This window comes from Pseudomonas fluorescens group sp. PF-1, from assembly GCF_054481335.1.
This window is the reverse complement of record NZ_JBTMNG010000002.1, coordinates 2,248,501-2,272,655: the sequence shown is the minus strand read 5'-3', so window position 1 is coordinate 2,272,655 and position 24,155 is coordinate 2,248,501. Positions and strand designations below refer to the sequence as shown.

The window sequence follows — 24,155 nt, the reverse complement described above, 5'->3', positions numbered from 1 at the left end:
CGCTGATTGCCCAGGCCCGAACAGGAAATGAACATGAACACTTTCAGCAAAGTCTTGACCGGTACCCTCCTCGCCCTGTCCATCCAGAGCGCATTTGCCGGCGACGTTGAACACAACACCCAGGCATTCCTCGATGTGCTCAATGCCGGCACCGGCAAACCGATGGAGCAAATGACACCTGCCCAAGCGCGCGCCGTATTGGTAGGAGCGCAGGCCGGGGTGAAGCTGACGCTGCCAAAAGCCGATGTCAGCCAGAAGACGATTCAGGTCGACGGCCAGCCGCTGAACCTGACCATTGTCCGGCCGGCCGGGGTCAAGGGTGAGCTGCCGGTGTTCATGTTCTTCCACGGTGGTGGCTGGGTACTGGGCGACTTCCCGACCCACGAACGACTGGTGCGTGACCTGGTTGTCGGTTCGGGTGCAGCGGCGGTTTTCGTCAACTACACACCGTCGCCGGAAGCGCACTACCCGGTGGCGATCAACCAGGCCTACGCCGCAACCCAGTGGGTGGCCGAGCACGGCAAAGAGATCCATGTCGACGGCAAACGCCTGGCCGTGGCCGGCAATAGCGTCGGTGGCAACATGGCGGCCGTGGTTGCACTGATGGCCAAAGACAAGGGCACACCGGCGATCAGGTTCCAGGTGTTGCTGTGGCCGGTGACCGACGCCAACTTCGAGACGGGTTCGTACAACCAGTTCGCCGAGGGGCACTTCCTCAGCAAAAACATGATGAAGTGGTTCTGGGACAACTACACCACCGACGCCAATCAACGTAACGAGATCTACGCCTCGCCGCTGCGGGCCACCACTGCGCAACTCAAGGGCCTGCCACCGGCGCTGGTGCAAACGGCGGGTGCCGACGTCCTGCGCGATGAAGGTGAAGCCTACGCCCGCAAACTTGATGAAGCCGGCGTGCCGGTGACCTCGGTTCGTTACAACGGCATGATCCACGACTACGGCTTGCTTAACGTGGTCAGTCAGGTGCCAGCGGTGCGTTCGGCGATGTTGCAGGCTTCGCAAGAACTCAAAGAGCACCTGAAATAAAAAATTGAGCCTCAAACCGCAAACACAAAAAAGCCCGACTCAATGGTCTAATGCTGTTCACTTAAGCATTTGAGTCCAAACCGGGCTTCATCGAAAATCCGATGCCAGACCTCTGGCATCGGATTTTTTATGTCTGTTCAACAGGACCTGCTCGACCTCGGCGACCTTTTCAACTTCTGCGACCTGAGCACTTTTACTCAAAACATTCCCCTTGAATGGGTAGCGTCTGCACTGGATTTGTCGAGTCAGGCGACCATTCGCCGGCGTCGTCTGCCCGCTGATCAAGTGCTTTGGTTGGTCTTGGGGATGGCGCTATTTCGAGATGAGCCCGTTCACGAAGTGGCCAGACGCCTGAATATCTGCGCCCAAGGTCTGGCTTCTGACCACTTGTTGGCCCGCAGCGGTGTGACCGAGGCGCGAAAGCGGCTCGGTGCCGATCCTGTTGAGTGGCTGTTTCGCAAGACCGGTACTCAATGGGGGGCAGAGCGCTACGACGATGATGCCTGGCACGACCTGCAGGTATTCGCGGTGGACGGTGCACTTTTACGCACCCCGGATACGCCCGAGCTTCGGGACCACTTCGGGTCGGGAAATACTCCGAGTGAGCGCCAGACACCATTTCCCATGCTGCGCCTGGTGGCGCTGATGAATGTGCGTTCGCATGTGATCCTGGATGCGCAATTGAGCCCTTACCGACGCAGTGAAATGCGCTTGGCCGACGAGTTTTTGCAGCAGATTCCCGACCACTCGGTGACGCTGTTCGACAAAGGGTTCTGGGGCGCCGAGCTGCTGTCGAGTCTGAGCAGCGCGGGTAGCAACCGTCACTGGTTGATCCCGGCAAAAAAAGGACTGGTCTGCGAAGAAGTGAGCCGCTACAGCCAGCATGATCGTTTGGTGCGCATGAAAGTCTCGCCGCAGGCCAGAAAGCGAAATCCGGCCCTTCCATCGCACTGGGAGGTACGTGAAGTCAGCTATGAAATTCAAGGCAAGGTGAAGACCGTCATGACGTCCTTGCCGGTTGACACCTACAACGCCAAAGCCGTGGCCAAGCTTTATCAGGAACGCTGGGAGATCGAGCTGGGCTTCAGAGACATCAAGAGTTCGATGCAACAGAACGCCATGACCTTGCGCAGCAAAAAAGTCGAGCTGATTTATCAGGAGGTGTGGGGACTTTTGCTGGCTTACAACGTAATTCGTCGGGAAGCCAGTCAGGCAGCGGTGGCGTTTGGCCGAGCGCCCTCGGACATCCGTTTCAAACCGGCTTGTCAGTACATCGCGGTGCAATTGATTGTGATGGCAGCGGCCAACCCGATTTCAGCCACAGGGAGACGCTTGGCAGAGTTAAGGGCAGGTATTGGAGGATTGTTTCTGGATCACCGTCCAAGGCCTTCGAGGCCAAGGACGGTGAAGATCTCAAAAACCCGATTTCCAGTAGACCGTAAGGCTGCTCCACTTAAGTGAACAGCATTAGACTCAATGGTCGGGCTTTTTCATTCCTGAAGCTGTGCTTATTTGGCACGGCCTTTGTAGGAACCGCCTTCGCGGGTATCGATCTCGATCATGTCGCCGATTTCGATGAAGTCAGCAACCGACAGTTCGGTACCGTTCTTCAGTTTGGCAGGCTTCATCACCTTGCCGGAAGTGTCACCGCGAGCGGAACCTTCGGTGTAGTCAACCTGACGCACGATGGTGGTCGGCAGCTCTACGGAAACCAGACGGCCTTCGAAGAACACGGCTTCGCAAACGTCAGTCATGCCTTCTTCGATGAACGGCAGTACGCTTTCGATGTCTTCAGCGTTCAGCTCGTACATGGTGTAGTCGGTGGTGTCCATGAACGTGTAGGAGTCGCCGCTGATGAAGGACAGGGTCGCTTCTTTGCGGTCGAGGATCACGTCGTCCAGCTTGTCGTCGGCGCTGTAAACGGTTTCGGTCTTGTAACCGGTCAGCAGGTTTTTCAGCTTGGTCTTCATGATCGCGCTGTTACGACCCGACTTGGTGAATTCAGCTTTCTGAACCAGCCAAGGATCGTTGTCGATACGGATCACGGTACCGGGTTTGAGTTCTTTACCAGTTTTCATTGCGAATATCCGAATTTGGATGGGATTTACAAAAATCTAGGCCGCGTATCATATCCAATTTACATAAAACTGTACCAGCGCCGTGGCAAGATCAGCCTGCAAGGCTTGTTCCAGACACCACGCTTGGGCGTGCTTTTCCAGCTCTGGCCAGTGTTTGCGGGTCGATTGCCAGTGGTCGGCCATTATTTCACCGGCATTCCACGCCCGCCAGAGACCGCTGATCGCCTCGCCAGCCGGCCCGGAAAGGCCCTTCACATAGAGCGCGAGGAAGGCTTCCAGCTTGTCCAGATGGACATCTTCGTCCTGCTGATAGATGTGCCAGAGCATTGGTCGACCCGCCCACTGCGCGCGGACAAACGAGTCCTCACCGCGCACGGCATTGAAATCGCAGCTCCACAGCAACAAGTCGTATTGGTCCTGTCGGACGAACGGCAGCACTTGCACGGTCAAGGCGTCGCGCACATGCACGGCACCCGCCGCCAGCCCTTGCACACCGAGCCAACGCTCGACATCGCCAAGAATCCGCCCTTCCGGCACCAACAGATGCGTGGGCGTCACGTCGCCAGCCATCGCGTCGAGCCAACTGGCCAGGCCGGTATTTTCGTAGGCGAACAGCGAGATCAGTTGCGCGCCGGGTGCGCGATCGATCCCCAGCCCTTGAAGGAAAAGTCGCTGCGCTGCCGGACTCTGTTGAAATTGCTCACGCCGTTCAAGAAGATCGCTTTCACGCAGCAAGCCACCGGTGCCCTTGTGGAACCCGGGGAAGAAAAAGAACTTCTGCACCTGCTTGTACTTCACCGACGGCAAGCCATGACAGCCGACGATCCAGTCCTCGGCGCTCAAATAATCGAGGTTCATCCACAGCGGCGTTTTTTCCCGTTCGACCATCGCCTCCATGTAAGCACCCGGCAACTGGCAGGCGAACGCGGCGATCACCACATCGGCGGCTTCAGTGGGCTGCCAGTCGGCCACCCACTGCCGCACCTCAACACCTTGCTGCCATTGCTGCAACGCGTGGATGTCGATGTCCGGGCAGAGGCGCTCGAAGGCGCGCAGATCATCGACCCACAACCGCACCGCCTGCGAATGCTCGGCAACCAGTTGCCGGGCCAGACGCCAGGTCACGCCGATGTCGCCGAAGTTGTCGACGACGGTACAAAAAATATCCCAGCGGGTTTTCATTTCAGGCATTCCAGGCTCCCGTTGGCAAAAGCCCCGATTGTCCGCATAAATTACCCCGCGCAGAAGGGCCGACGGCGATTAATCTTCGTGCGACAATCGCCACTCGCCCGCGACCACCGCCAGGAGGCAGCCATGCCCTACCGTCCCAACCCGCGCCGCCCATTGCCGATTCAGCTCAACACCTTGCAATTGAGCGGCAGCATCGCCCTCGGTTTGTGGCTGGGGTTCATTGCCATTGCGCTGACTTGCTGGCTCGCTTCTCGCTTTTTGTTCAGCGAGCAATTGGCGCCCGTGGCCCAGGCCGTGCAGCAGCTGGCCAATCCGCCTGCTGCGGCACAACCGGTACCGGATATTCCTCCACAGAGCCCGCTGTTCGAGCAATACGAAGAGAACCTGCGCAAGAACGAGCAAGCACAACGGCTCGATCAGGCTCGCAGCAGCAGTCGCAATCTGTCGAATCCCAAGTGCCAGTTCTGGCTGCAACAGGACCACACCGCACCGAGCGAAAAAAGTCGCGCCAACGTTTTGCAATTCTGCGATTGACCATGAACAAACAAACTGTCCACCAACTGATTCTCGACAAGTTGCGCATTGATCTCGACATCGCGGAACGCGCCGCGCAGACCGCATACGAAACCGCGACCCATGAAGAAAACATCGCCGAGAACAAGTACGACACGCTGGGACTGGAGGCGTCCTATCTGGCCGCCGGCCAGGCCAAACGGGTCGAGGAGATCAGGCAGTCACTGGCACTTTGCCAGAACCTGATACTGCGTTCTTATGATGAGCAGCGCGGGATCGAGGTCGGCGCACTGCTCGGCCTTGAAGACGAAAAGGGTCGCGAGCAATGGCTGTTTCTGGCACCTGATGCGGCAGGCCTGAAGGTCGATCTGGTGGGGCAACTGATCACGGTCATCACCCCGCGCTCACCGCTGGGCAAAAGCCTGCTGGGCAAGTTCGAGGGCGATGAAGTGGAGATTCTGGTGGCGGGTACTCGGCAACAGTTTGCTGTCACCGAAGTGGTCTAGCGGCGCCCACTGATCAATGGACCGGCAGTTCGACGCCGTCGAACAGCTCTTCCAGCTCCTGCTTGTTGTGGCACTGGATGGCCTTGGCCATGACTTCGCGAGTCAGGTGCGGAGCGAACTTCTCGATGAAGTCGCACATGAAGCCACGCAGGAAAGTGCCGCGACGGAACCCGATTTTGGTGATGCTGGATTCGAACAGCTCGCTGGCGTCGAGGACCACCAGGTCGTTGTCGAGTTTGGTGTCGACCGCCATTTTCGCCACGATGCCCACGCCCAGTCCCAGGCGAACATAGGTCTTGATCACGTCGGCGTCGGCCGCGGTGAACACCACTTTCGGCGTCAGGCCACGATGACTGAAGGCTTCGTCGAGCTTCGAACGGCCGGTGAAACCAAACACGTAAGTCACGATCGGGTATTCGGCCAGGGCTTCGAGGGTCAGCTTCGACAGCTTGGTCAGCGGGTGTCCCTGAGGCACGACCACGCAGCGGTTCCAGCGATAGCACGGCATCATTACCAGATCGCCAAACAGTTCCAGCGCTTCGGTGGCAATGGCGAAATCCACGGTTCCGTCAGCGGCCATTTCGGCGATCTGCATCGGCGAACCCTGGTGCATGTGCAGGGCCACGTCCGGGTATTGCTTGATGAAATTGCTGATCACCGGCGGCAATGCATAACGCGCCTGGGTGTGGGTGGTGGCGATCGACAGGGTGCCTTTCTTCTCGTTGGAGAATTCCTGGGCGATCTGCTTGATGCTTTCGACCTTGCGCAGAATCTCGCCAGCCGTGGTAATGATGCGCTCGCCAGCCGGGGTCACGCGGGTCAGGTGCTTGCCGCTGCGGGCGAAGACCTCGACGCCCAATTCGTCTTCCAACAGTCGGATCTGTTTACTGATGCCCGGTTGCGAGGTGTACAGGCTTTGGGCGGTAGCGGAAACGTTGAGGTCGTGGTGCGCCACTTCCCAGATGTAGCGCAATTGTTGAAGCTTCATATGAATCCCTCAAAGCAGATAGACGCCACGGGCATCAGCGACGTTATATAACTATATTAATGGTTTGAAGAATAAATCTAGAACTTTTTATCAAACTGGCACTATTGGTGCTCTAGCGATCCCCCTGGCGACGGCGCTCCACCAGCGGCACCAGATAGACCGGTACGCGGGACAGTTGCAGGACGCGCGCCGCGGTCCGACCCAGCGGCGTTTCCGCGCCAGCCCCATGGCTGTGGCTACCCAGGATCAACAAATCCACCGAGAGTTTCTGCGCCTGGTCGAGAATCACCTGCGACGGATCACCCTGCAGCACCCGCACAGCACGAATCAGCTCCAGATCCTGTGCGCCCTCCCCCCCCAATTCTTCACGAAAACTGTCGAGCACCCGCTGCTCGATATTGGCAATGACCGTGTTCAGGCCCTGACTGTGAAATTCGTTCAACGCTTGCTCATCAAGGTAACTCTGAAGCACCGACTCAGCGAACAGCCCCATGGGTTCAACCGCGTGCACCACGTAGAGATCGGCATTGAAGGTCCGTGCCAATGCCAAGGCATGCTGCATCACTAGCGGTGCGTACAGGCCGAGGTCAGTGGCATACAGCATCGAATGAATCATATGACCTCCTCGAGTGCCAACATGGCGCAGACTTGAATCAGCTTAGCAGTGCCTTGGCGAGTACGACGCCCCGCGCAACACGTTGATCGGCGGGCTTAAACCTTTTGTTCGTTGCTTATGCCATGGGGGACATGACCGGTGGCGACGACTTCGCGGGCCAGTTCGCAATGACCGGCCTGATCGTCGAAAAACACGTCGGCGGCGAAGGCCTCGAGAAAGGCCGATTTGGTCAGGCCGCCGAGAAACAGCGATTCGTCCAGGCGAATGTCCCATTCGCGCAAGGTGCGGATCACCCGCTCATGGGCCGGCGCCGACCGCGCCGTCACCAGGGCCGTGCGGATAGGACAGGCATCGTCCGGGAACTCGCGCTGCAACAGATTGAGGGCGGCGAGGAAGCCTTTGAACGGCCCACCGCGCAACGGCTCGCGGGCCGCCTCGCGTTCGCTGGCCTGGAATGCTTCCAGACCACCGGCCTGATAGACGCGCTCCGACTCGTCGGAAAACAGCACCGCATCGCCGTCAAAGGCGATGCGCAATTCATCGCTGGCTGCTCGGCTGGCGCCTCCCGACAGAATGGTCGCCGCGGCGAAGCCGGCGTCCAGCGCATTGCGCACGTCTTCGGCATGGGTCGACAAAAATAAATCGCAACCAAACGCCTTGAGGTACGGATAGGGACTACGCCCCCCGACAAACGCTGCGCGGGAAATCGCCAGTCCATAGTGATGGATCGAGTTGAACACCCGCAGCCCGGTGTCGGCACTGTTGCGCGACACCAGGATCACCTCGACCCGGGCACGGCCGAGGCTGGCATTGAGATTGAGGAGTTTTTGCACCAGCGGGAAGGCATCGCCGGGTTCGAGGATCTCGTCCTCATGTTCGATCTGATACTGCCGGTAAGCTTCGACGCCACTCGACAGGTAGACCTTGTGACTTTCACTCAGGTCGAACAACGCTCGCGAGGAAATCGCCAGCACCAGCTTGTCGTCAATTGCCTTCGGCATGCCCTTCCCCATTGGTTGGTCGACTCAGGTGTTGCGTCGATCGATAAAACTCAGACTGCGATACAACGCCTCGATGCGCGGCAGCTCACACCCCGCCGCTTTGGCCGCCGCCAGTGGACGGGTGTAAATGGCCGCCAGCTCCAGCGGGCGCTTGTGCAGGAAGTCGTGATACATGCTGGGCCAGTAATCGGGCATTCTCTCGGTGACCATGAACAAATGTTCGGCATAGCCCGCCGGAATATCGTGACCGCAAGCAGTGGCGCCCAGGACCACTTCGGCCATCAGTGCCCTGATCAACTCGCGGCTGTCGGCATCGGCCATCAACGGCGTAGTGCTCGCCCCCAGTAAAACCGACAAACCGTTATAGGGAACATTCCAGACCAGTTTTTGCCAGCGCGCCTGATGCAGATTCGCCATCGCCTGGGAATCTATACCGGCGGCACGGAACAGTCCGACACCTTCCTCGACAATCGCCGCACGCGCCATCGCATCGGCCGCTGGACCGCTGTGGAAGCCGACATGCACCGCGCCGAGCGCCTGATGGGTAATGACGCCGGGACCTTCGCGATGAACGCAGATGTAACAGAGGCCACCGAGTACATGCAGCGAATCGGGAAGCCGTTCACGCAGGCTGTCTTCGACGTCCAGGCCATTTTGCAGCAGCAATACTTTGGCATTCGGTGCCGCGGCTTGAAGAATGGCGGGTGCCAGGTCCGCATTGCTGGTCGTTTTCGTCCCGACCAGCAGCCAGTCGCACGGCGGCATGTCTTCGGCCGTCGAATAGGCCTGCACCGGACTCAACGTCATGGCACCGTAGGGCGCACTGTCGACGTGCAGACCGCGTTCGGCCACCGCGGAAAACTCGCTGCGCAACAGGAAATGCACGTCAAAACCGGCGCGCGCCAGCATCACACCGTAAAAACCGCCGATTGCACCGGTCCCGATAATACCGATTGTCGGCTTGGCAACCGCCCCCATCATGGCAACTCCTCTGCTGTTCGGCTCAATGCCTTGCGCACCGCTCGATTGAGCTCGCTTTCTGTCAGGCGCGAATTCAATGCTCCAAAGAACTCACCGTCGCGCACGACAAACAGCGCCGGCAAATGAAAGACCTGATAACGCTCGACCACCCCGCCATTGTTTCCGGCGTCGATCCAGCACAGCCGATCGACGGCCAGATCAAGAGAGGGCAATCGCTCACGGGCAAAACGACAACTGGAACAGCCCACGCTGGTGAAAATGACCAGCGATACACCGTTCATCGTCAGCAGCCGTTGGTCGGCGTCGAAATCGGTCAGTTCCAATTCGACCACTATACTGGGGTAAACACTGTCAGATGGCCGACACATGGAGTCCGTGTTCATGGGACGATTCATTCCTCATCCTGATGAAGTGCCCGTCGAATTAACGTTGCTGACACCTGAGTGTATTTCACGGCAACAATTGCACACTACCAGCCTCGGGGGCATGGCTTGCAATTATCATCGCGCCTGGCGCCATGGTACGGCGCTGGAAGTGCGCATGCCGACCCTGAACCCCGACATGCGAATTCCAGGCTACGTGGCCTGGTGCCTGCGACGCAAACATGGCTATCTGGTGGGTATTGCCTTCGTGGACGAACAGACGTTGTTCAGCGCCCGGATGGGCGAGCAGGTATGCCAGATCGAACGCTTCTGCCGCCAGCATGACGCACACAGCGACCTGCAGGAAGTTCAGGCGCTGGCCCTCGAGTGGGTTCAGGAGCATGCCGACGAGTTCTCCGATGACACGGTTCACAGAGCATTTGCGCAATCAATGCTCGATTAAACCGCCCCCTGCCCATTGTCGAGCCACGGTGTAACGCGCTAAGGTTCCGCTCCCCGACGCGCTTAATTTGCTGTGCTCCGCCGCGCGGGTTCGCTGGCGGCCGGCACCCGTGACCTGACGAGTAAACGATGGCTGATTTACCGATCAACGACCTAAACGTCGCCTCCAACGAGACTCTGATCACCCCCGATCAGCTCAAGCGCGATATCCCCCTGAGCGACGCCGCCCTGCGCACCGTCACCAAGGGCCGCGAAGTCATTCGCAATATTCTTGATGGCACCGACCATCGCCTGTTCGTGGTAATCGGGCCTTGCTCGATCCACGACATCAAGGCAGCGCACGAATACGCCGAGCGCCTCAAGGCACTTGCCGCGGAAGTGTCCGATACCCTGTATCTGGTCATGCGCGTGTACTTCGAGAAGCCACGCACCACCGTCGGCTGGAAAGGCCTGATCAACGACCCGTACCTGGATGACTCGTTCAAGATCCAGGACGGTCTGCACATTGGTCGCAAACTGCTGCTGGACCTGGCCGAAATGGGCCTGCCTACCGCCACCGAAGCCCTCGACCCGATCTCCCCGCAATACTTGCAGGACCTGATCAGTTGGTCGGCCATCGGCGCGCGCACCACAGAATCCCAGACTCACCGCGAAATGGCCTCCGGCCTGTCCTCGGCCGTCGGCTTCAAGAACGGCACCGATGGCGGCCTGACCGTGGCGATCAACGCCTTGCAATCGGTTTCCAGCCCGCACCGTTTCCTGGGTATCAACCAGGAAGGTGGCGTGTCGATCGTGACCACCAAGGGCAATGCCTACGGTCACGTGGTCCTGCGCGGTGGCAACGGCAAGCCGAACTACGATTCGGTCAGCGTCGCCCTCTGCGAGCAGGCGCTGGACAAAGCGAAGATCAAGCCGAACATCATGGTCGATTGCAGCCACGCCAACTCCAACAAGGACCCGGCCCTGCAACCGCTGGTGATGGAAAATGTCGCCAACCAGATCCTCGAAGGCAACAAGTCGATCATTGGCCTGATGGTCGAAAGCCACCTGAACTGGGGTTGCCAGGCCATTCCGAAAGACCTCGCCGACCTGAAGTATGGCGTTTCGATCACCGATGCCTGCATCGACTGGTCGGCCACCGAAACGACCTTGCGCAGCATGCACGCCAAGCTCAAGGATGTGCTGCCTAAACGCGATCGCTCCTGATCGCGCCATTGTCTGCAGACAAAAAAAACGCCGGGCTGAACCCGGCGTTTTTTATGCGTTCGTTTTTTTCAAGCTTACTGGCTCAGCTTGGCGGCATGCCGCTGGTGACGCTCCATGTAGCGCTCGACATAGGAGCACGATGGAATGACGGTGTAGCCCATTTCCTCGGCGTACTGCAGCGCCTGTTCGGTCAGCGCCGCCGCAATGCCACGACCACGCAATGCGTTGGGCACAAAGGTGCGATAGATATCCAGGGTCTGTTTCCCCAGATCCATATAGGTCAGGTAGGCACGATGACCGTCCACATTGGTCTCGAACTGATGACCAGCCTGGTCATGGTGGATGGACAACGCCTCGCTCATCACTACTCCTCGCGGGTCTTGGATTCCGACCCCTACCTTACCGATGTTTTTCCGGCGAAGAAACATCTACGCCACCCCGTGCCTGAATGGACACCGAGAAGAGCTACACCGATCTCGCGCAACCGAGCACGTACAAATAGTAGGCACCATTGGCAAAAATGCTCAAGGTGCACTCGTCATCATGCTGGTTGGCGGGTGCCGCTCCGGGTTACGCAGGGCTGGCTCGACCGAAGATCGCCCCAAGGTCGATAGCCTGAACATTGCCGGATGTTGAGACTTAAGACGAACGCCCTTTGTTAAAGTCACCTGAAGATAGAGAAAGATATGAGAGGCGCCACCCAAGATCCGAACAAAAGTGTAGACGAATCCATCTAGACACTCTTCAGCCAAGACAGAGGAAAAGAGCTACGAGAGCGGTAAGCTTTTCCTCATTGGATCGCTCAGCTCGGGCATTGCAGCTGTATATTTTTTAAACAGAGCAGTTAAAAGTTGCTCGAAAAAGAATCAACGCCTACAATTTTTTTGGCTTCTTGCTTTACGTCAGTTTACTTACGACAAGTAATGGGTAGTATGTACGCCGGCTAATTCCTCACTGTGAGGAGATAGCTAATTTAATGGAAAGTCCTTGAAGGGGAACACGATGAACAACGTTCTGAAATTCTCTGCTCTGGCCCTGGCCGCAGTTCTGGCTACCGGTTGCAGCAGCGCATCGAAAGAAACAGAAGCACGTCTGACTGCTACTGAAGACGCAGCAGCTCGCTCCCAAGCTCGTGCAGACGAAGCTTACCGTAAAGCTGATGAAGCTCTGGCTGCTGCTCAAAAAGCACAACAGACTGCTGACGAAGCTAACGAGCGTGCTCTGCGCATGCTGGACAAAGCTAGCCGCAAGTAATAATCCTTCGGGATTGTTATCAAGCCGACCCATTTTTGGGTCGGCTTTTTTATTGCCCGGCGTTTGTCGCACGCAATAAAAAACCCGCCGACGCGGCCTGCGTCGGCGGGTCCTTTTCCAGGCTTACTGCATCGGGTCGAGCGGAGCGCTTGTGACCATCGGCGCGGAAGTGCTCGGCACGGCGATTTCCACCGGCAGGCCGTCTTCAGCGGCAACGACGTCACGCACCACATCCCAGTTCATGCGCAGATTGTTGGTAATGTCTTCACGCTTGAGCATCGCGTTGATGACCGCCGTGTGCTTGTCGACCACCGACGGGTTGCCATTGTCATCCAGCGGGGTGTGCGCTTCGAGGTACACCTTGCCGCCACTGACGCCGAACTTGTACGGGTCATTGATAATCCGCACCGACGTACCGACCGGCACCATGCTCGCCATTTCCAGCACGTTATTGTTGAACATGCGGAAGCAGCCGTGGCTGGTGCGCATGCCGATGCCGAACTTCTTGTTCGAGCCGTGAATCAGGTAGCCAGGCGTGCCCAGGCTGAATTTGAACGGCCCCAGCGGGTTATCCGGGCCCGCCGGTACCACGTTCGGCAACGGATCACCGTCGGCGGCGTGCTCAGCCTTGATCGACGCTGGAGGCGTCCAGGTCGGGTTAGGTGTTTTCGCGGTGATGGTGGTGTGTGCGATGGGTGAGCCCCAGCCCTCACGCCCGATACCCAGCGGGAAGGTGTACACCACATTCTTGCCTTTCGGGTAGTAGTAGAGGCGGTATTCGGCCAGGTTGATCACAATGCCTTCGCGCGGACCCGGCGGCAGGATGAAACGGGTCGGCAGGATGACTTCGGTACCGGCACCCGGCAGCCAGGCGTCGACGCCCGGGTTGGCCGCGACCATTTCTGTGTAGCCCAGGTCGTAGGTGGTACCAAGGTCGGCGAAGGTGTCTTCGTACTTGGCCTTGATGACTTGCACCTGGCCGACGATATCTTCACCGGGCGGTGGTAGTGGCAGCTCCAATGCTGCAACAGGACCCGCCACACAGAGGGCGGCAAGTGTCAGGCAGCGGGTGACGGCAGGAAAGCGCGGCAACATCCGGAAAATCCTTCGCATGATCAACAGAGGGTATAAGGACGAGATTGTACACCGACGCCCGTTATTTCGGGGAGTTGGCCGATAGCTTGCTATCGTTGATGATTTACAGCTCGAACCGCAACTCTGGCCAGATCGGCGAAGTGCCGCGCTTTTGCGACTCGAGAATCGCTCGACACAACGAGCACAGGCGCTGGTCCTGAAACACCCGGCGATCGACACTCGACCAGCGTGGCTGCGCCGGCAACAGGCTGCCGCACAAGGTACGGTCCGCCGAGCCGCCCAACTCCAGCTGACGCGCCACCAGATGCACCCGCACTTCCTGGCAGGCGAACAGATCCAGCTGTTCGTCAGGCTCGATCAGTTGGTAGGCAAAAAGTGACCAGGCGGGACGCGGCATCGGGGGCTCCAAATCGGGGGCGCCACCTTAGCCGAAAGCCCGCGCCTAGAAAAGAGTCATAACAGCGGTTTTAGGGTAGGCCAGACATTCTCCAGCAACTTGTCCTGGGCCCCGGCCGCCGGGTGTATGCCGTCGGCCTGCATCAAGTCCGGATGACCGCCCACGCCGTCGAGGAAAAACGGTACCAGCGGGATGTTTTTCTCGCTGGCCAGATTGCTGTAGACCTCGGCGAAGGCATCGGTGTAACGCTTGCCATAATTGGGCGGCAGCTGCATGCCGAGCAACAGCACCTTGGCACCGCTGGCACGGGAGCTGTCGATCATTGAGGCAAGATTTTGTTGCAATTGAGTGGGCGGCATTCCGCGCAGACCATCGTTACCCCCAAGTTCGAGGATCACCAACGCCGGCTTATGCTCTGCAAGCAGCGCTGGCAGGCGTGCCTGGCCTCCGGCACTGGTGTCGCCACTGATGGATGCATTGAACACCTTGTCGTCGAAACCTTCGCGCTTGAGCCGCTGTTCAAGCAACGACACCCACCCCACCCGGGTATCCAGGCCGAAACCGGCGCTGATACTATCGCCAACGATCAGGACTGTACCCGCCGCTGCGTTCTGGGCCATGCACATCAAGGCCAGGCCAGCACTCAAAAACCACACACGCATCGGATTCTCCATGGGCGCAAGCATTCTCACCGCGAAGAACCTCAGCAAAGTGGTCCCCAGCGCGGAAGGTGAACTGACTATCCTGCACGAACTCAGCCTGGAACTGAACAAGGGTGACAGCCTGGCCATCGTCGGCGCCTCTGGCTCCGGCAAATCCACCCTCCTCGGCCTGCTCGCCGGACTCGACCTGCCAAGCAGTGGTGAAGTCACCCTCGCCGGGCAAAGCCTGAGCCACCTCGACGAAGACCAGCGCGCCCGCATTCGTGCCGAGCACGTGGGTTTCGTCTTCCAGTCATTTCAGTTGCTCGACAGCCTCAATGCCCTGGAAAACGTCATGTTGCCGCTGGAACTCGACGGCCGCAAAGATGCCCGCCAACGCGCCACCGAATTGCTCGAGCGCGTGGGCCTTGGCCAGCGCCTGACCCACTCGCCACGCCAGCTCTCCGGCGGCGAACAGCAGCGCGTGGCGATTGCCCGTGCGTTTGCCGCCGAACCAGACGTGCTGTTTGCCGATGAACCGACCGGCAACCTCGACAGCCACACTGGCGAGCGCATCAGCGACTTGCTGTTCGAACTCAACAAGGAACGCGGCACGACCCTGGTGCTGGTGACCCACGACGAACGCCTGGCACACCGTTGCCGGCGCCTGATCCGCCTCGAAGCCGGCCTGCTGGTCGCCCCCCTGGAGCCTTGATGGCACGCTTGCCGTTTGTGCGCCTGTTCAGCCTCGCCATTCGCCAATTAATGCGCGATGCCCGCGCCGGCGAATTGCGCGTATTGTTTTTCGCCTTGGTGGTGGCCGTGGCCGCGAGCACTGCCATCGGTTATTTTGGCGCCCGCCTGAACGGCGCCATGATGTTGCGCGCCACCGAGTTTCTCGGCGCCGACCTGCTGCTCGAAGGCAGCTCACCGGCGCGCCCGGAGCAGATAAGAAGCGGCACCGATCTGGGCCTCGAACATGCGCAAGTGGTGGAGTTTTCCAGCGTCATCGCCACCGACAATGGCATTCAGTTGTCGAGTATCAAGGCGGCGGATAGTGTCTACCCATTGCGCGGCGAACTGAAAAGCGCCCCTGCCCCATTCGCCCCGGAAACGTCCGGAGGCGGGCCGAAACCCGGCGAAGCCTGGGTCGAATCACGATTGCTGACCGCGTTGAACCTGAAGATCGGCGACAGCATCGATGTCGGCATGAAACCCCTGACCCTGTCGCGGGTACTGACCTATGAACCCGACCGTGCCGGCAACTTCTACAGCCTGACGCCACGGGTACTGATCAATCTCGACGACCTTGCGGCAACCGGCGTGGTGCAGCCCGGCAGTCGGGTCATTTATCGCGAGCTCTGGCGTGGCAATGCCCGGGCACTGGAAACCTATCGCCAACTGATCAAGCCTGGCCTGGCAGCCAACCAGCGCATCCAGGATGCCCGCGATGGCAACCGGCAGATCGGCGGTGCGCTCGGCAAGGCCGAACGTTATCTGAACATGGCCAGTCTGGTGGCGGTCTTGCTCGCCGGAGTGGCGGTGGCATTGTCGGCGACACGCTTCGCCACCCGCCGCTTCGATGCCAGCGCGCTGCTGCGCTGCCTGGGCCTGTCCCGGCGCGAAACCATGGTGCTGTTCAGTTTGCAATTGACCGTACTCGGATTGCTCGCGAGCATCAGCGGCGCCGTGATCGGCTGGCTGGCGCAACTGGGGTTATTTGCCTTGCTGCATGACTTGTTGCCCAGCGACGTGCCACCGGGTGGCCTGTTCCCGGCTTTTGCCGGAATCGGTACCGGCCTGGTGGCATTGGCCGGGTTTGCCTTGCCGCCATTGGCGGCGCTGGGCCGGGTGCCACCGTTGCGGGTGTTGCGTCGCGACATGCTGCCCATTCCATCCAGCACCTGGATGGTTTACGGCGCGGCGTTGGCCGCATTGGGTCTGATCATGTGGCGCCTGAGTCTGGATCTGCTGCTGACGTTTGCCCTGCTGGGCGGCGGCATGATTGCCGCGCTGGTATTGGGTGGCCTGCTGTTACTGCTGCTGAAAAGCCTGCGACGCATGCTCGCCCGAGCCTCCCTGCCGTGGCGCCTCGGCCTGGGCCAATTGCTGCGTCATCCGCTGGCGGCCGCAGGCCAGTCCCTGGCGTTCGGCTTGATCCTGCTGTCGATGACGTTGATCGCCCTGCTTCGCGGCGAGTTGCTGGACACCTGGCAAAACCAGTTACCCAAAAATGCGCCGAACTATTTCGCGCTGAACATCCTGCCTGCGGATAAACAGGCCTTTACCGATCGCCTGATCTCACTGTCGGCGCAATCGGCCCCGCTCTACCCGGTCGTGCCGGGTCGGCTGATCAGCATCAACGGTGAACCGGTGCAGCAAATCGTCAGCAAAGACTCGGCCGGTGATCGAGCGATCCAGCGCGATCTGAGCCTGACCTGGGCGGCGGACCTGCCGGCGGGCAACAAACTCACCGCGGGTAACTGGTGGCAAGAGCAGATTCCGGACGAGGTGCCTGGCGTATCGGTGGAAGGCAAGGTCGCCGAAAGCCTGAAGCTCAAGCTCGGCGACCACATGGTATTCAGCGTCGGCGGGGTCAACCGCGAGGCGAAGGTCACCAGCCTGCGGGAAATCAACTGGGACAACTTCCAGCCGAATTTCTTCATGATTTTCCAGCCCGGCACCCTCAAGGATCTGCCGGCGACCTATCTGACCAGTTTCTATCTGTCAGCGGGCCACGACCAGCAGATTGTCGATCTGTCCCGCAGCTTTCCGGCGGTGACCATCCTGCAGGTCGAAGCGTTGCTGGAACAACTGCGCAGCATCCTCGCCCAAGTCACGCTGGCGGTGGAATACGTGTTGTTGTTCGTGCTGGCGGCTGGCATGGCGGTGTTGTTTTCCGGCCTGCAGGCGACGCTGGATGAGCGCATTCGTCAGGGCGCGCTGCTGCGGGCACTGGGAGCGGAACGCCAGTTGCTGGTCAAGGCGCGGCGGATCGAATTTGGTTTGCTGGGTGCCGTCAGCGGATTACTGGCCGCGCTGGGGTCGGAAGTCGTGAGTCTGGTGCTCTACCGGTTCGCCTTTGACCTGCCTTGGCATCCGCACCCATGGCTGTTGCTGCTGCCACTGATCGGACCCGTGCTGATCGGCGGCGCCGGCGTGTTCGGCACTCGTCGCGCCTTGAACGCCAGCCCCCTGACAGTCTTGCGCGAGGGTTGATCCATCAACCCTCCTCCCCTCCATGAAGATGCCGTTATCCGAGTGTTTCATCCTGTTTTCGGTACGAAATCTCATTGATCCACCACAGCACTTCCCCACTGGGGGTCTGCACAACGGCCTCGTCCCCTACCTCTTTCTTCAACAACGCACGGGCCATGGGGGAATCTATCGAGATGTAATCGTTGCGACCGTAGATCTCGTCATACCCCACAACCCTGAATTTTTTGATATCCCCGGCCTCGTTTTCGATCTCGACCCAAGCCCCGAAGAACACCTTTCCTTCCTGCTCGGGTGAATACTCGACAACCCGTACATCCTCGAGACGTTTGCGAAGGTATCGGACTCGCCGATCAATTTCCCGAAGCAGCTTTTTGTTGTACTGATAATCCGCGTTTTCACTGCGGTCGCCGAGCGATGCCGCCCAGGTGACCTTGCGCGTCGTGTCGGGGCGCTTTTCTCGCCAAAGGAAATCAAGCTCCTGCTTCAAAGCCTCATGACCTTCCTTCGTGATGATGTTGGTGCTCAAGACGGGCCTCTCACTTACGGTTATCCGGGCACGATTGTGTAGCGCCCTGTCCACAGGTTCACAGCGAAAACGCCAGCATCCCGGCGCGTTCGTATCATAACTTCAGCCAGCAGCATTCAGGTAAACCGCATCAGGGATGAACCTTAGACGCTCTTGGCTATACAGGCCCACACCGGGAGCCAATGACACGGAGAAGAGTGACGACCATTGTCAGTCGGTTTTTTTCAGCCTATCTTATACAAAACCTATACAAGAAGCTCTGACATGTACAATAAACAGCCGTGGCCACTCACACTGTACTTTGACGGTGAATGCCCGCTCTGCGCTCGGGAAATCAGTTTCCTGAGCCGACGCGCCATTGCGGCCCGACTGCTGTTTGTTGACATCAGTGACGAAGCGTTTGACGCAAAGGCCCTGGGGTTCACTGTCGAGCAAATGCAGTCCTCCCTTCATGCCAGATTCGCCGATGGCCGCTGGATGACGGGCCTGGACGCCACGCTCTGGAGCTGGCGAGCAGCCGGCCTGGGGATTTGGGCCACGCCACTGACATGGCGCGCGATCCGCCCGTTGTTGGCCGTCGGGTATTGGCTGTTCTGCCGCTTACGCCCCCATTTGGCCTGGTTGCCTCATCCGGATGGAAGCCGTCGCTGTCGTGACAACCGCTGTGCGCTGCCGGAGCCAAAAGCAGCACCTGTCGAGGGGACGGCCTTGAACACAACACAGACCTGGAACGCTTCACCCTGTCATTCGCCCGGCGACAAACCCGGGCCACAGGGGCTTTGACCAAACCCGCGTAAAACCTTGAGTGACCAGCACTCCCCTGTTGCCAGGGGTGTCCCTTTCCTGAAAGGCCGTATGGCTGAGAAAAATCAAAGTGAACCCATCATTAGCCGAGCACTACCGTGAAATTCTCGTCGGCGTCGGCGAGGACCCTGAGCGCGAAGGACTGCTGGACACACCCAAGCGCGCAGCCAAAGCGATGCAATACCTGTGCAACGGCTACACGACGCGCCTGGAGGACGTGATCAACGGCGCCCTGTTCGAATCGCAGAACGATGAGATGGTCATTGTGCGCGACATCGAGCTGTATTCATTGTGCGAGCATCACATGCTGCCCTTTATTGGCAAGGCCCATGTGGCCTACCTCCCCACGGGGCGAGTGCTGGGTCTGTCGAAGGTGGCACGAGTGGTCGACATGTTCGCCCGCCGCCTGCAGATACAGGAAAACCTGACCCGGCAAATTGCCGACGCCATCCAGCACATCACCGATGCCGCCGGGGTGGCCGTGGTGATCGAAGCGAAGCACATGTGCATGATGATGCGGGGCGTTGAAAAGCAAAACTCGGTGATGACCTCATCAGTCATGCTCGGCGCCTTTCGCGAGTCGTCCACGACGCGCCAGGAGTTCCTGCAACTGATTGGGCGCCGATAGCGGCCGTTTCTTTGCTTTTGACGGCGAACGCCTACCCGGGTAGGCAAGGAGTGCACCTTGAATCTGCAAGCGTTGACCGAGTGGGCCTTGAAGGGTGAAGTCCGTGAACTGGAACTGCTGTCGCTGGAGGGCGGTTTTTATCTGGCTCGCGTCAGGCTGGATCAGGGCCAGTTCACCCTGCTGGATGATGCAGCAAAGCCGATGCACCTGCGCTCTGTCAGTCATCTGCGTGAAATGCTGCAGCTTGTCCCGCCCTTTCCCTGCGTGCTGGTGCAGCAATGTGTCCACGATGAGATGTGCGGCGTACGTGAAGGCCCCATCGAGTCGATGCGCATTCCTTTTTCACTGGCTACGCCCTGGTGAACCTGTGACCCCGGCCCCTGCCTCATGAAAAACACTCGTCGGCTGTGCCTGGTCCTGGGCGACCAGTTATCGTTTGATCTGGCCTCATTGAAAGGGCTGGATAGCAAGCTCGATGCGGTGTTGCTGGTAGAGGTGATGGAGGAAGCCAGCCACGTCCCTCATCACCCGCAAAAAATCACACTCATCTTCAGTGCCATGCGCCATTTTGCCGAGGCGTTGCGCCAGCGTGGCATCCATGTGCAATACGTTGCCCTCGATGATCCGCACAACACCGGCTCAGTGCCCGGCGAGCTACGGCGCTGGCAGTCACTGTTGCAGCCGCACGAACTGCACCTGACAGCGTGCGGTGACTGGCGTCTGGAGCAGTCGCTCAAGGATGCCGGGTTACCGATTCAGTGGCATGCCGATACACGCTTTCTCTGTTCCCGTGACGAGTTCTCGGCGTGGGCGAACGGCAAAAAGCAGCTGCGCATGGAGTTTTTCTACCGGGAAATGCGGCGCAAGAGTGGCCTGTTGATCAATGGCGATGGTACGCCGGTGGGCGGCGCCTGGAACTTTGATGCAGAAAACCGCAAGGCCTTGCCCAAAGGCGTAAAACCGCCGTACCCGGCACGCTTTGGCGCAGACTCGATCACTCGAGACGTGATGGCACTGGTGGGCAAGCATTTCTCTCACCACTACGGTTCCCTGGATACCTTCGACTATCCCGTGACCCACGCCGAGGCACAGGTGCTGTGGGACTACTTTCTAGACTATGGCCTGGCCGCCTTCGGCGACTATCAGGATGCCATGGCCAGCGACGAACCCTTTCTGTTCCATGCCCGCATCAGCGCTGCGCTCAATATCGGCCTGCTGGACCTGCGTCAGCTGTGCAGTGATGTGGAGGCCGCCTATTGGTCAGGCAGCATTGCGCTGAATGCGGCCGAAGGATTTATCCGGCAACTGATCGGCTGGCGCGAATACGTGCGTGGCGTCTACTGGCTGAAAATGCCGGACTACGCCGACGGCAATCTATTCGGCAACAGCAGGCCGCTGCCGGCGTTCTACTGGACCGGCGACACGCAGATGAACTGCATGCGCCAGGCGATCGGCCAAAGCCTGAAACAGGCCTATGCCCATCACATCCAGAGGCTGATGGTTACCGGCAACTTTGCGCTAATCGCCGGCGTGGCCCCGAGCCAGGTTTGCGACTGGTACCTGGCGATCTACATGGATGCCTTCGACTGGGTCGAACTCCCCAATACACTGGGCATGGTGATGCACGCCGATGGCGGATATCTGGGCTCGAAACCTTACTGCGCCAGCGGTCAATACATAAAACGCATGTCTGACTACTGCCGAGACTGCGCGTACAAGGTGAGTGAAAGCACAAGCGAGGATGCCTGCCCCTTCAACTCGCTCTACTGGCATTTTCTGATGCGTCATAGCGACCTTTTGCGCGGTAATCAACGCATGGCCATGGTTTACAAAAACCTCGAACGCATGCCGGATGCCAAGCAGCAGGCACTCTGGCAACGCGGCCAGGCCCTGCTCGCCAGACTGGACGCCGGGGAATCGCTTTGAGTGAATCGGGATCGGACGAGCCTGTCGCATCATCCGCGATGCGATACCTCGGCGCCCGACGTTCCCGCCTCAGAACTTCAGCGACGAGTGATAAGCCCTTGGCGGGCCACACGGGTCAGTTGCCTGATCACGTCGACCGCCTCGGCGGCGCTGGGCGCTTGAATCACCGCCAGATCGAAACTGTCGCTGGCAAACCGGGCCAGGGACTCTCCGTCTTCGACGAACTGGATCAGAAACGCTGCAGGTCCACCGGTACGGCGTGGCCAGCCATCGAGATAACGCAAGAGCGTCGGCTGGTGTTTACCGCCAAGCAGGATTTTTGGATTGCGCTGGGTGAGATGTGCCGTAATCGGCGCGGGGCGTACAACGGGGCTTAGTGCATTCATCGTGTCGTGTCTCTGCCTCAAAAGTCTGCATGGCAGGTGAGAGGCAACACCGAACCAGCGCTTTAGCGGTATTTCGAAGCCTGTTTCAAGCTTCTCACAGCAACTCAATGAGTCACCTGGCGCCCCGCAAGTAGCTGTTTAAATCGGCGCATGGGCAACATCCTATTGAAGCTGACCGGACAGTGTCAAGAATGACGCGCAACAAAAAGGCCCGCTCGAAGCGGGCCTCATTCGTTGAGCCAGAGCGGTCAGCCAGCGATGGCGCGGTCGGCTGACAGCTTGCCGGCGCCTTCGATCATCACGGCGATGCTGCCACCCAACAACGCCAGGGCAAACTCATAACCGTTGTTCGCCATAAACAGACCGTTGTGGATGTGCACCGAGAAGATGGCGACCAGCGACAGAAAGGTCAGGCCCAGTGCCGCCGGACGAACCAGCAACCCGATGATCAAGGCCAGGCCGGCGAAAAACTCAGTGCCGCCCGCCAGTGTTGCCATCAGATAGCCCGGCGCCAGGCCGAGGCTTTCCATGTACTGTGCAGTGCCGGCCAGGCCATAGCCGCCAAACGCGCCGAAGAGTTTCTGCGAGCCGTGGGCAGCGAAGATGATGCCGACAAAAATTCGCAGAACGGTCAGGCCGTAGCCAGCGCGGGTAGACAGAACCTTGTTAATCAGTGTGCTCATGCTGCGTCATCCTTAGAGAGTATGGGTGGGTTGGCCGCTATATTAATCAGTAAATTTCATGTTAAAAGCGTAAAAAACCCACCATAACAATCAGTTTATTCGATCACTTTCGTAGGGCAACCTTCTGCCCCTGGGGCTCCAACGACTCCCGCTCCCGATCGAACGCCAGGTAATACTTGTTCACACTATTAACATAGCTGACAGGTCCCATCCCCACCTGCTCCATGGCAATGCGTTCAACCTGAAAAAACCATTGATTGGGATTCAACCCTCGACGCCGTGCCTCGGCGCGCATCCCCTGGACCCGCTCCGGACCGATGTTGTAGGCCGCCAGTACGAACGCCATGCGCTCACGTTCGTTGAGTTTCGGGCTGGAGAAGAACTTGCGGCGAATCATCGCCAGGTACTTGGCGCTGGCCTGCACGTTCGCATCCAGATCCTGAATATTGTTGACCCCTACCCGCTGAGCCGCAGACGGGGTGATCTGCATCAGGCCCGTCGGCCCGCCGCCACCTCGAGACGAGGGCTGCAAGGCGGACTCCTTGAACGCCAGTGCCGCCAGATTCAGCCAGTCGATGCCTTGGGCATCCGCGTGTTTCTGCAGCACCGGTCGAAGCTGTTCCAGGCGCTGCCGGTGAGCCTTGGCCAATGGATCGTGCACTTGATACAGGCGCCGATAAATCCGCAGGAAAGCGACATCCTGGTCCGACGGCTTCTTGTAAGTGGTCAGGAAACGATCGATGCTGGCCCGCAACATCGACGCATCGCGGCGCACGAACCAGAACTCCTCGCCGGGATTGCGGATGTGCACCTGACGATCGAAACGCAACTTCGGCAGAACTTTGCCCCAACGTTCGGCGATCGGTTGTTCGACGATGGTCAGATGAAAAATCCCGCCCTGAACCATTTCCAGCACATCCTCGACCGCCAGGGTCGGATCGACCCATTCGATCTTCACTGGCGGCAGTTTGTGCAAGGCGAGTTTCTGATTGATCTGGCTGACGGCGTCCCCGGCGGCGCTGCCGGTGGGCAAGGCCAGGGTTTTACCCGAGAGTTGTTCGAGACGGGTGTAGCTGCGCTCGCCTTTTCTGCCGACCAATACCAACGGAATACCGCTGGCAATCGGTTCACTGGTGCTGACGGCTTGACCCGCTTGCATATCGAGCAGTTCCCCTGGAGCCACCACATCCCCTTCCCCACGCTGCAACGCGCCGAGCAATTGATCCTTGGCTTTGGGAATGATCTTGAGAGTGACTTCCTGACCGTCACGGGCATACCCATTGAGGTATTGCTCGAAGGCGCGCAAGCGATGGTACTCGACGCCGATGGCCTGGCCCTGGACTTCGCCGGAGCTGTTGCGGCTCTGGTTGACCAGTACCCGCAGGACGCGACTGCTGCGGATTTCCGCCAGGTCACGCACCTTGCTCGCCGGAGCGGCTTGCAGCGGCCCGGGCAGACGCGCAACCGCCGGCATCGGCAGTAGCAGCGAACAACACAGCAGTAGCAAAACCGAGGAACGCTTCATCCACTCTCCGGAAAGAATTCGGGTTGATCCCATGAGTTTTTTCATGAAATCAAACGAAAAAAACAGAGCGCCTGAAGCGCTGGCAACGGGCGAAAGACTGGCACAGTGATGGCACACTAACCA

General features: G+C 59.1%; 28 protein-coding genes. 13 read left to right on the top strand and 15 right to left on the bottom strand.

Features of this window, described 5'->3' with window-relative positions; translation table 11 throughout:
* Positions 1-33: 33 nt before the first annotated feature.
* Positions 34-1,044: an alpha/beta hydrolase gene (locus tag ACX3YD_RS25300; protein ID WP_090468070.1), complete on the top strand. Its 1,011-nt coding sequence runs from the start codon at positions 34-36 to the stop codon at positions 1,042-1,044.
* A 129-nt stretch (positions 1,045-1,173) separates the two neighbouring features.
* The gene (locus ACX3YD_RS25295; protein WP_090462439.1) at positions 1,174-2,505 is read left to right on the top strand and encodes an IS4 family transposase; all 1,332 of its coding nucleotides are present in this window, start codon (positions 1,174-1,176) and stop codon (positions 2,503-2,505) included.
* A gap of 47 nt (positions 2,506-2,552) precedes the next feature.
* On the opposite strand, the gene efp is transcribed toward ACX3YD_RS25295, so the two are convergent.
* Together efp and earP are read right to left on the bottom strand one after the other, a co-directional pair.
* On the bottom strand, positions 2,553-3,122 hold the full coding sequence (gene efp, locus ACX3YD_RS25290) for an elongation factor P (RefSeq protein ID WP_008057003.1): 570 nt from the start codon (positions 3,120-3,122) through the stop codon (positions 2,553-2,555).
* Positions 3,123-3,170: 48 nt separating this feature from the next.
* Positions 3,171-4,313, bottom strand: coding sequence for an elongation factor P maturation arginine rhamnosyltransferase EarP (earP, locus tag ACX3YD_RS25285; RefSeq protein WP_103405323.1), 1,143 nt, complete (start codon positions 4,311-4,313; stop codon positions 3,171-3,173).
* Between the two features lie 123 nt (positions 4,314-4,436).
* Between earP and ACX3YD_RS25280 the strand changes: the two genes are divergently transcribed.
* A complete protein-coding gene (locus tag ACX3YD_RS25280; RefSeq protein WP_103405322.1) occupies positions 4,437-4,847 on the top strand; it encodes a hypothetical protein in 411 nt (136 codons plus the stop codon).
* A 2-nt stretch (positions 4,848-4,849) separates the two neighbouring features.
* On the top strand, positions 4,850-5,332 hold the full coding sequence (locus ACX3YD_RS25275; RefSeq protein WP_103405321.1) for a GreA/GreB family elongation factor: 483 nt from the start codon (positions 4,850-4,852) through the stop codon (positions 5,330-5,332).
* A gap of 13 nt (positions 5,333-5,345) precedes the next feature.
* Here ACX3YD_RS25275 and cysB read toward each other — a convergent pair whose 3' ends face one another.
* The 5 genes from cysB to ACX3YD_RS25250 form a co-directional block, all read right to left on the bottom strand.
* Positions 5,346-6,320 (bottom strand): HTH-type transcriptional regulator CysB, encoded by a 975-nt coding sequence (cysB, locus tag ACX3YD_RS25270; protein WP_008031398.1) that lies wholly within the window; start codon positions 6,318-6,320, stop codon positions 5,346-5,348.
* 112 nt (positions 6,321-6,432) lie between these two features.
* A complete protein-coding gene (locus ACX3YD_RS25265; RefSeq protein WP_047527168.1) occupies positions 6,433-6,936 on the bottom strand; it encodes a universal stress protein in 504 nt (167 codons plus the stop codon).
* A gap of 95 nt (positions 6,937-7,031) precedes the next feature.
* Positions 7,032-7,937 carry a 5'-nucleotidase gene (locus tag ACX3YD_RS25260; RefSeq protein WP_103405343.1) on the bottom strand — a complete coding sequence of 302 codons (906 nt, stop codon included), beginning with the start codon at positions 7,935-7,937 and terminating at the stop codon, positions 7,032-7,034.
* Between the two features lie 24 nt (positions 7,938-7,961).
* Entirely contained in the window at positions 7,962-8,918 is a 957-nt protein-coding gene (locus tag ACX3YD_RS25255; RefSeq protein ID WP_458961325.1) for a putative 2-dehydropantoate 2-reductase, read from the bottom strand.
* Positions 8,915-9,301: a thioredoxin family protein gene (locus ACX3YD_RS25250; RefSeq protein ID WP_458961324.1), complete on the bottom strand. Its 387-nt coding sequence runs from the start codon at positions 9,299-9,301 to the stop codon at positions 8,915-8,917. The genes ACX3YD_RS25255 and ACX3YD_RS25250 overlap by 4 nt, the downstream gene beginning before the upstream one ends.
* Between ACX3YD_RS25250 and ACX3YD_RS25245 the strand changes: the two genes are divergently transcribed.
* Together ACX3YD_RS25245 and ACX3YD_RS25240 are read left to right on the top strand one after the other, a co-directional pair.
* Positions 9,300-9,743: a PilZ domain-containing protein gene (locus tag ACX3YD_RS25245; protein ID WP_047527162.1), complete on the top strand. Its 444-nt coding sequence runs from the start codon at positions 9,300-9,302 to the stop codon at positions 9,741-9,743. The two genes, ACX3YD_RS25250 and ACX3YD_RS25245, sit on opposite strands and share 2 nt — an antisense overlap.
* Before the next feature lie 128 nt (positions 9,744-9,871).
* On the top strand, positions 9,872-10,948 hold the full coding sequence (locus ACX3YD_RS25240) for a 3-deoxy-7-phosphoheptulonate synthase (protein WP_458961323.1): 1,077 nt from the start codon (positions 9,872-9,874) through the stop codon (positions 10,946-10,948).
* 74 nt (positions 10,949-11,022) lie between these two features.
* Here ACX3YD_RS25240 and ACX3YD_RS25235 read toward each other — a convergent pair whose 3' ends face one another.
* Entirely contained in the window at positions 11,023-11,310 is a 288-nt protein-coding gene (locus tag ACX3YD_RS25235) for a GNAT family N-acetyltransferase (protein ID WP_020800382.1), read from the bottom strand.
* Positions 11,311-11,950: 640 nt separating this feature from the next.
* On the opposite strand from ACX3YD_RS25235, the gene oprI reads away from it, so the two are divergent.
* Positions 11,951-12,202, top strand: coding sequence for an outer membrane lipoprotei OprI (gene oprI / locus ACX3YD_RS25230; RefSeq protein ID WP_003199355.1), 252 nt, complete (start codon positions 11,951-11,953; stop codon positions 12,200-12,202).
* Positions 12,203-12,325: 123 nt separating this feature from the next.
* Here the strand turns inward: oprI and ACX3YD_RS25225 are convergent, their stop codons facing one another.
* From ACX3YD_RS25225 to ACX3YD_RS25215, 3 genes are all read right to left on the bottom strand, one after another.
* Entirely contained in the window at positions 12,326-13,297 is a 972-nt protein-coding gene (locus ACX3YD_RS25225; RefSeq protein ID WP_047527148.1) for a L,D-transpeptidase family protein, read from the bottom strand.
* A gap of 103 nt (positions 13,298-13,400) precedes the next feature.
* Positions 13,401-13,694, bottom strand: coding sequence for a hypothetical protein (locus ACX3YD_RS25220; RefSeq protein ID WP_047527147.1), 294 nt, complete (start codon positions 13,692-13,694; stop codon positions 13,401-13,403).
* Positions 13,695-13,750: 56 nt separating this feature from the next.
* Positions 13,751-14,356, bottom strand: coding sequence for an arylesterase (locus tag ACX3YD_RS25215; RefSeq protein WP_458961322.1), 606 nt, complete (start codon positions 14,354-14,356; stop codon positions 13,751-13,753).
* A 10-nt stretch (positions 14,357-14,366) separates the two neighbouring features.
* Between ACX3YD_RS25215 and ACX3YD_RS25210 the strand changes: the two genes are divergently transcribed.
* Together ACX3YD_RS25210 and ACX3YD_RS25205 are read left to right on the top strand one after the other, a co-directional pair.
* Positions 14,367-15,050: an ABC transporter ATP-binding protein gene (locus ACX3YD_RS25210; RefSeq protein ID WP_458961321.1), complete on the top strand. Its 684-nt coding sequence runs from the start codon at positions 14,367-14,369 to the stop codon at positions 15,048-15,050.
* Entirely contained in the window at positions 15,050-17,554 is a 2,505-nt protein-coding gene (locus tag ACX3YD_RS25205) for an ABC transporter permease (RefSeq protein ID WP_458961320.1), read from the top strand. The genes ACX3YD_RS25210 and ACX3YD_RS25205 overlap by 1 nt, the downstream gene beginning before the upstream one ends.
* A gap of 34 nt (positions 17,555-17,588) precedes the next feature.
* Here the strand turns inward: ACX3YD_RS25205 and greB are convergent, their stop codons facing one another.
* Positions 17,589-18,080: a transcription elongation factor GreB gene (greB, locus tag ACX3YD_RS25200; protein ID WP_047527141.1), complete on the bottom strand. Its 492-nt coding sequence runs from the start codon at positions 18,078-18,080 to the stop codon at positions 17,589-17,591.
* A gap of 264 nt (positions 18,081-18,344) precedes the next feature.
* Between greB and ACX3YD_RS25195 the strand changes: the two genes are divergently transcribed.
* The 4 genes from ACX3YD_RS25195 to ACX3YD_RS25180 all read left to right on the top strand — a co-directional run bounded on the left by ACX3YD_RS25195 (position 18,345) and on the right by ACX3YD_RS25180 (position 21,438).
* Entirely contained in the window at positions 18,345-18,863 is a 519-nt protein-coding gene (locus tag ACX3YD_RS25195) for a thiol-disulfide oxidoreductase DCC family protein (protein ID WP_458961319.1), read from the top strand.
* Positions 18,864-18,954: 91 nt separating this feature from the next.
* A complete protein-coding gene (gene folE, locus ACX3YD_RS25190; RefSeq protein ID WP_103405314.1) occupies positions 18,955-19,512 on the top strand; it encodes a GTP cyclohydrolase I FolE in 558 nt (185 codons plus the stop codon).
* Positions 19,513-19,569: 57 nt separating this feature from the next.
* Positions 19,570-19,875, top strand: a complete 306-nt coding sequence (locus ACX3YD_RS25185; protein WP_458961318.1) for a DUF6482 family protein — start codon at positions 19,570-19,572, stop codon at positions 19,873-19,875.
* A gap of 24 nt (positions 19,876-19,899) precedes the next feature.
* Complete coding sequence (locus ACX3YD_RS25180; protein ID WP_458961317.1) at positions 19,900-21,438, top strand: cryptochrome/photolyase family protein; 1,539 nt, start codon at positions 19,900-19,902, stop codon at positions 21,436-21,438.
* A 77-nt stretch (positions 21,439-21,515) separates the two neighbouring features.
* On the opposite strand, the gene ACX3YD_RS25175 is transcribed toward ACX3YD_RS25180, so the two are convergent.
* From ACX3YD_RS25175 to ACX3YD_RS25165, 3 genes are all read right to left on the bottom strand, one after another.
* Positions 21,516-21,824, bottom strand: coding sequence for a class I SAM-dependent methyltransferase (locus ACX3YD_RS25175; RefSeq protein ID WP_458961316.1), 309 nt, complete (start codon positions 21,822-21,824; stop codon positions 21,516-21,518).
* A gap of 248 nt (positions 21,825-22,072) precedes the next feature.
* The gene (locus tag ACX3YD_RS25170) at positions 22,073-22,507 is read right to left on the bottom strand and encodes a DoxX family protein (RefSeq protein ID WP_458961315.1); all 435 of its coding nucleotides are present in this window, start codon (positions 22,505-22,507) and stop codon (positions 22,073-22,075) included.
* Positions 22,508-22,610: 103 nt separating this feature from the next.
* Positions 22,611-24,032: an MltF family protein gene (locus ACX3YD_RS25165; RefSeq protein ID WP_458961314.1), complete on the bottom strand. Its 1,422-nt coding sequence runs from the start codon at positions 24,030-24,032 to the stop codon at positions 22,611-22,613.
* Positions 24,033-24,155 lie beyond the last annotated feature (123 nt).

What these genes read in the sequence shown, in the direction of transcription:
- ACX3YD_RS25300 (WP_090468070.1), top strand. Translation starts at nt 34, where the DNA reads ATGAACACTTTCAGCAAAGTCTTGACCGGTACCCTCCTCGCCCTGTCC.
- ACX3YD_RS25295 (WP_090462439.1), top strand. Translation starts at nt 1,174, where the DNA reads ATGTCTGTTCAACAGGACCTGCTCGACCTCGGCGACCTTTTCAACTTC.
- efp (WP_008057003.1), bottom strand. Translation starts at nt 3,122, where the DNA reads ATGAAAACTGGTAAAGAACTCAAACCCGGTACCGTGATCCGTATCGAC.
- earP (WP_103405323.1), bottom strand. Translation starts at nt 4,313, where the DNA reads ATGCCTGAAATGAAAACCCGCTGGGATATTTTTTGTACCGTCGTCGAC.
- ACX3YD_RS25280 (WP_103405322.1), top strand. Translation starts at nt 4,437, where the DNA reads ATGCCCTACCGTCCCAACCCGCGCCGCCCATTGCCGATTCAGCTCAAC.
- ACX3YD_RS25275 (WP_103405321.1), top strand. Translation starts at nt 4,850, where the DNA reads ATGAACAAACAAACTGTCCACCAACTGATTCTCGACAAGTTGCGCATT.
- cysB (WP_008031398.1), bottom strand. Translation starts at nt 6,320, where the DNA reads ATGAAGCTTCAACAATTGCGCTACATCTGGGAAGTGGCGCACCACGAC.
- ACX3YD_RS25265 (WP_047527168.1), bottom strand. Translation starts at nt 6,936, where the DNA reads ATGATTCATTCGATGCTGTATGCCACTGACCTCGGCCTGTACGCACCG.
- ACX3YD_RS25260 (WP_103405343.1), bottom strand. Translation starts at nt 7,937, where the DNA reads ATGCCGAAGGCAATTGACGACAAGCTGGTGCTGGCGATTTCCTCGCGA.
- ACX3YD_RS25255 (WP_458961325.1), bottom strand. Translation starts at nt 8,918, where the DNA reads ATGATGGGGGCGGTTGCCAAGCCGACAATCGGTATTATCGGGACCGGT.
- ACX3YD_RS25245 (WP_047527162.1), top strand. Translation starts at nt 9,300, where the DNA reads ATGGGACGATTCATTCCTCATCCTGATGAAGTGCCCGTCGAATTAACG.
- ACX3YD_RS25250 (WP_458961324.1), bottom strand. Translation starts at nt 9,301, where the DNA reads ATGAACACGGACTCCATGTGTCGGCCATCTGACAGTGTTTACCCCAGT.
- ACX3YD_RS25240 (WP_458961323.1), top strand. Translation starts at nt 9,872, where the DNA reads ATGGCTGATTTACCGATCAACGACCTAAACGTCGCCTCCAACGAGACT.
- ACX3YD_RS25235 (WP_020800382.1), bottom strand. Translation starts at nt 11,310, where the DNA reads ATGAGCGAGGCGTTGTCCATCCACCATGACCAGGCTGGTCATCAGTTC.
- oprI (WP_003199355.1), top strand. Translation starts at nt 11,951, where the DNA reads ATGAACAACGTTCTGAAATTCTCTGCTCTGGCCCTGGCCGCAGTTCTG.
- ACX3YD_RS25225 (WP_047527148.1), bottom strand. Translation starts at nt 13,297, where the DNA reads ATGTTGCCGCGCTTTCCTGCCGTCACCCGCTGCCTGACACTTGCCGCC.
- ACX3YD_RS25220 (WP_047527147.1), bottom strand. Translation starts at nt 13,694, where the DNA reads ATGCCGCGTCCCGCCTGGTCACTTTTTGCCTACCAACTGATCGAGCCT.
- ACX3YD_RS25215 (WP_458961322.1), bottom strand. Translation starts at nt 14,356, where the DNA reads ATGCGTGTGTGGTTTTTGAGTGCTGGCCTGGCCTTGATGTGCATGGCC.
- ACX3YD_RS25210 (WP_458961321.1), top strand. Translation starts at nt 14,367, where the DNA reads ATGGGCGCAAGCATTCTCACCGCGAAGAACCTCAGCAAAGTGGTCCCC.
- ACX3YD_RS25205 (WP_458961320.1), top strand. Translation starts at nt 15,050, where the DNA reads ATGGCACGCTTGCCGTTTGTGCGCCTGTTCAGCCTCGCCATTCGCCAA.
- ACX3YD_RS25195 (WP_458961319.1), top strand. Translation starts at nt 18,345, where the DNA reads ATGTACAATAAACAGCCGTGGCCACTCACACTGTACTTTGACGGTGAA.
- ACX3YD_RS25180 (WP_458961317.1), top strand. Translation starts at nt 19,900, where the DNA reads ATGAAAAACACTCGTCGGCTGTGCCTGGTCCTGGGCGACCAGTTATCG.
- ACX3YD_RS25175 (WP_458961316.1), bottom strand. Translation starts at nt 21,824, where the DNA reads ATGAATGCACTAAGCCCCGTTGTACGCCCCGCGCCGATTACGGCACAT.
- ACX3YD_RS25170 (WP_458961315.1), bottom strand. Translation starts at nt 22,507, where the DNA reads ATGAGCACACTGATTAACAAGGTTCTGTCTACCCGCGCTGGCTACGGC.
- ACX3YD_RS25165 (WP_458961314.1), bottom strand. Translation starts at nt 24,032, where the DNA reads ATGAAGCGTTCCTCGGTTTTGCTACTGCTGTGTTGTTCGCTGCTACTG.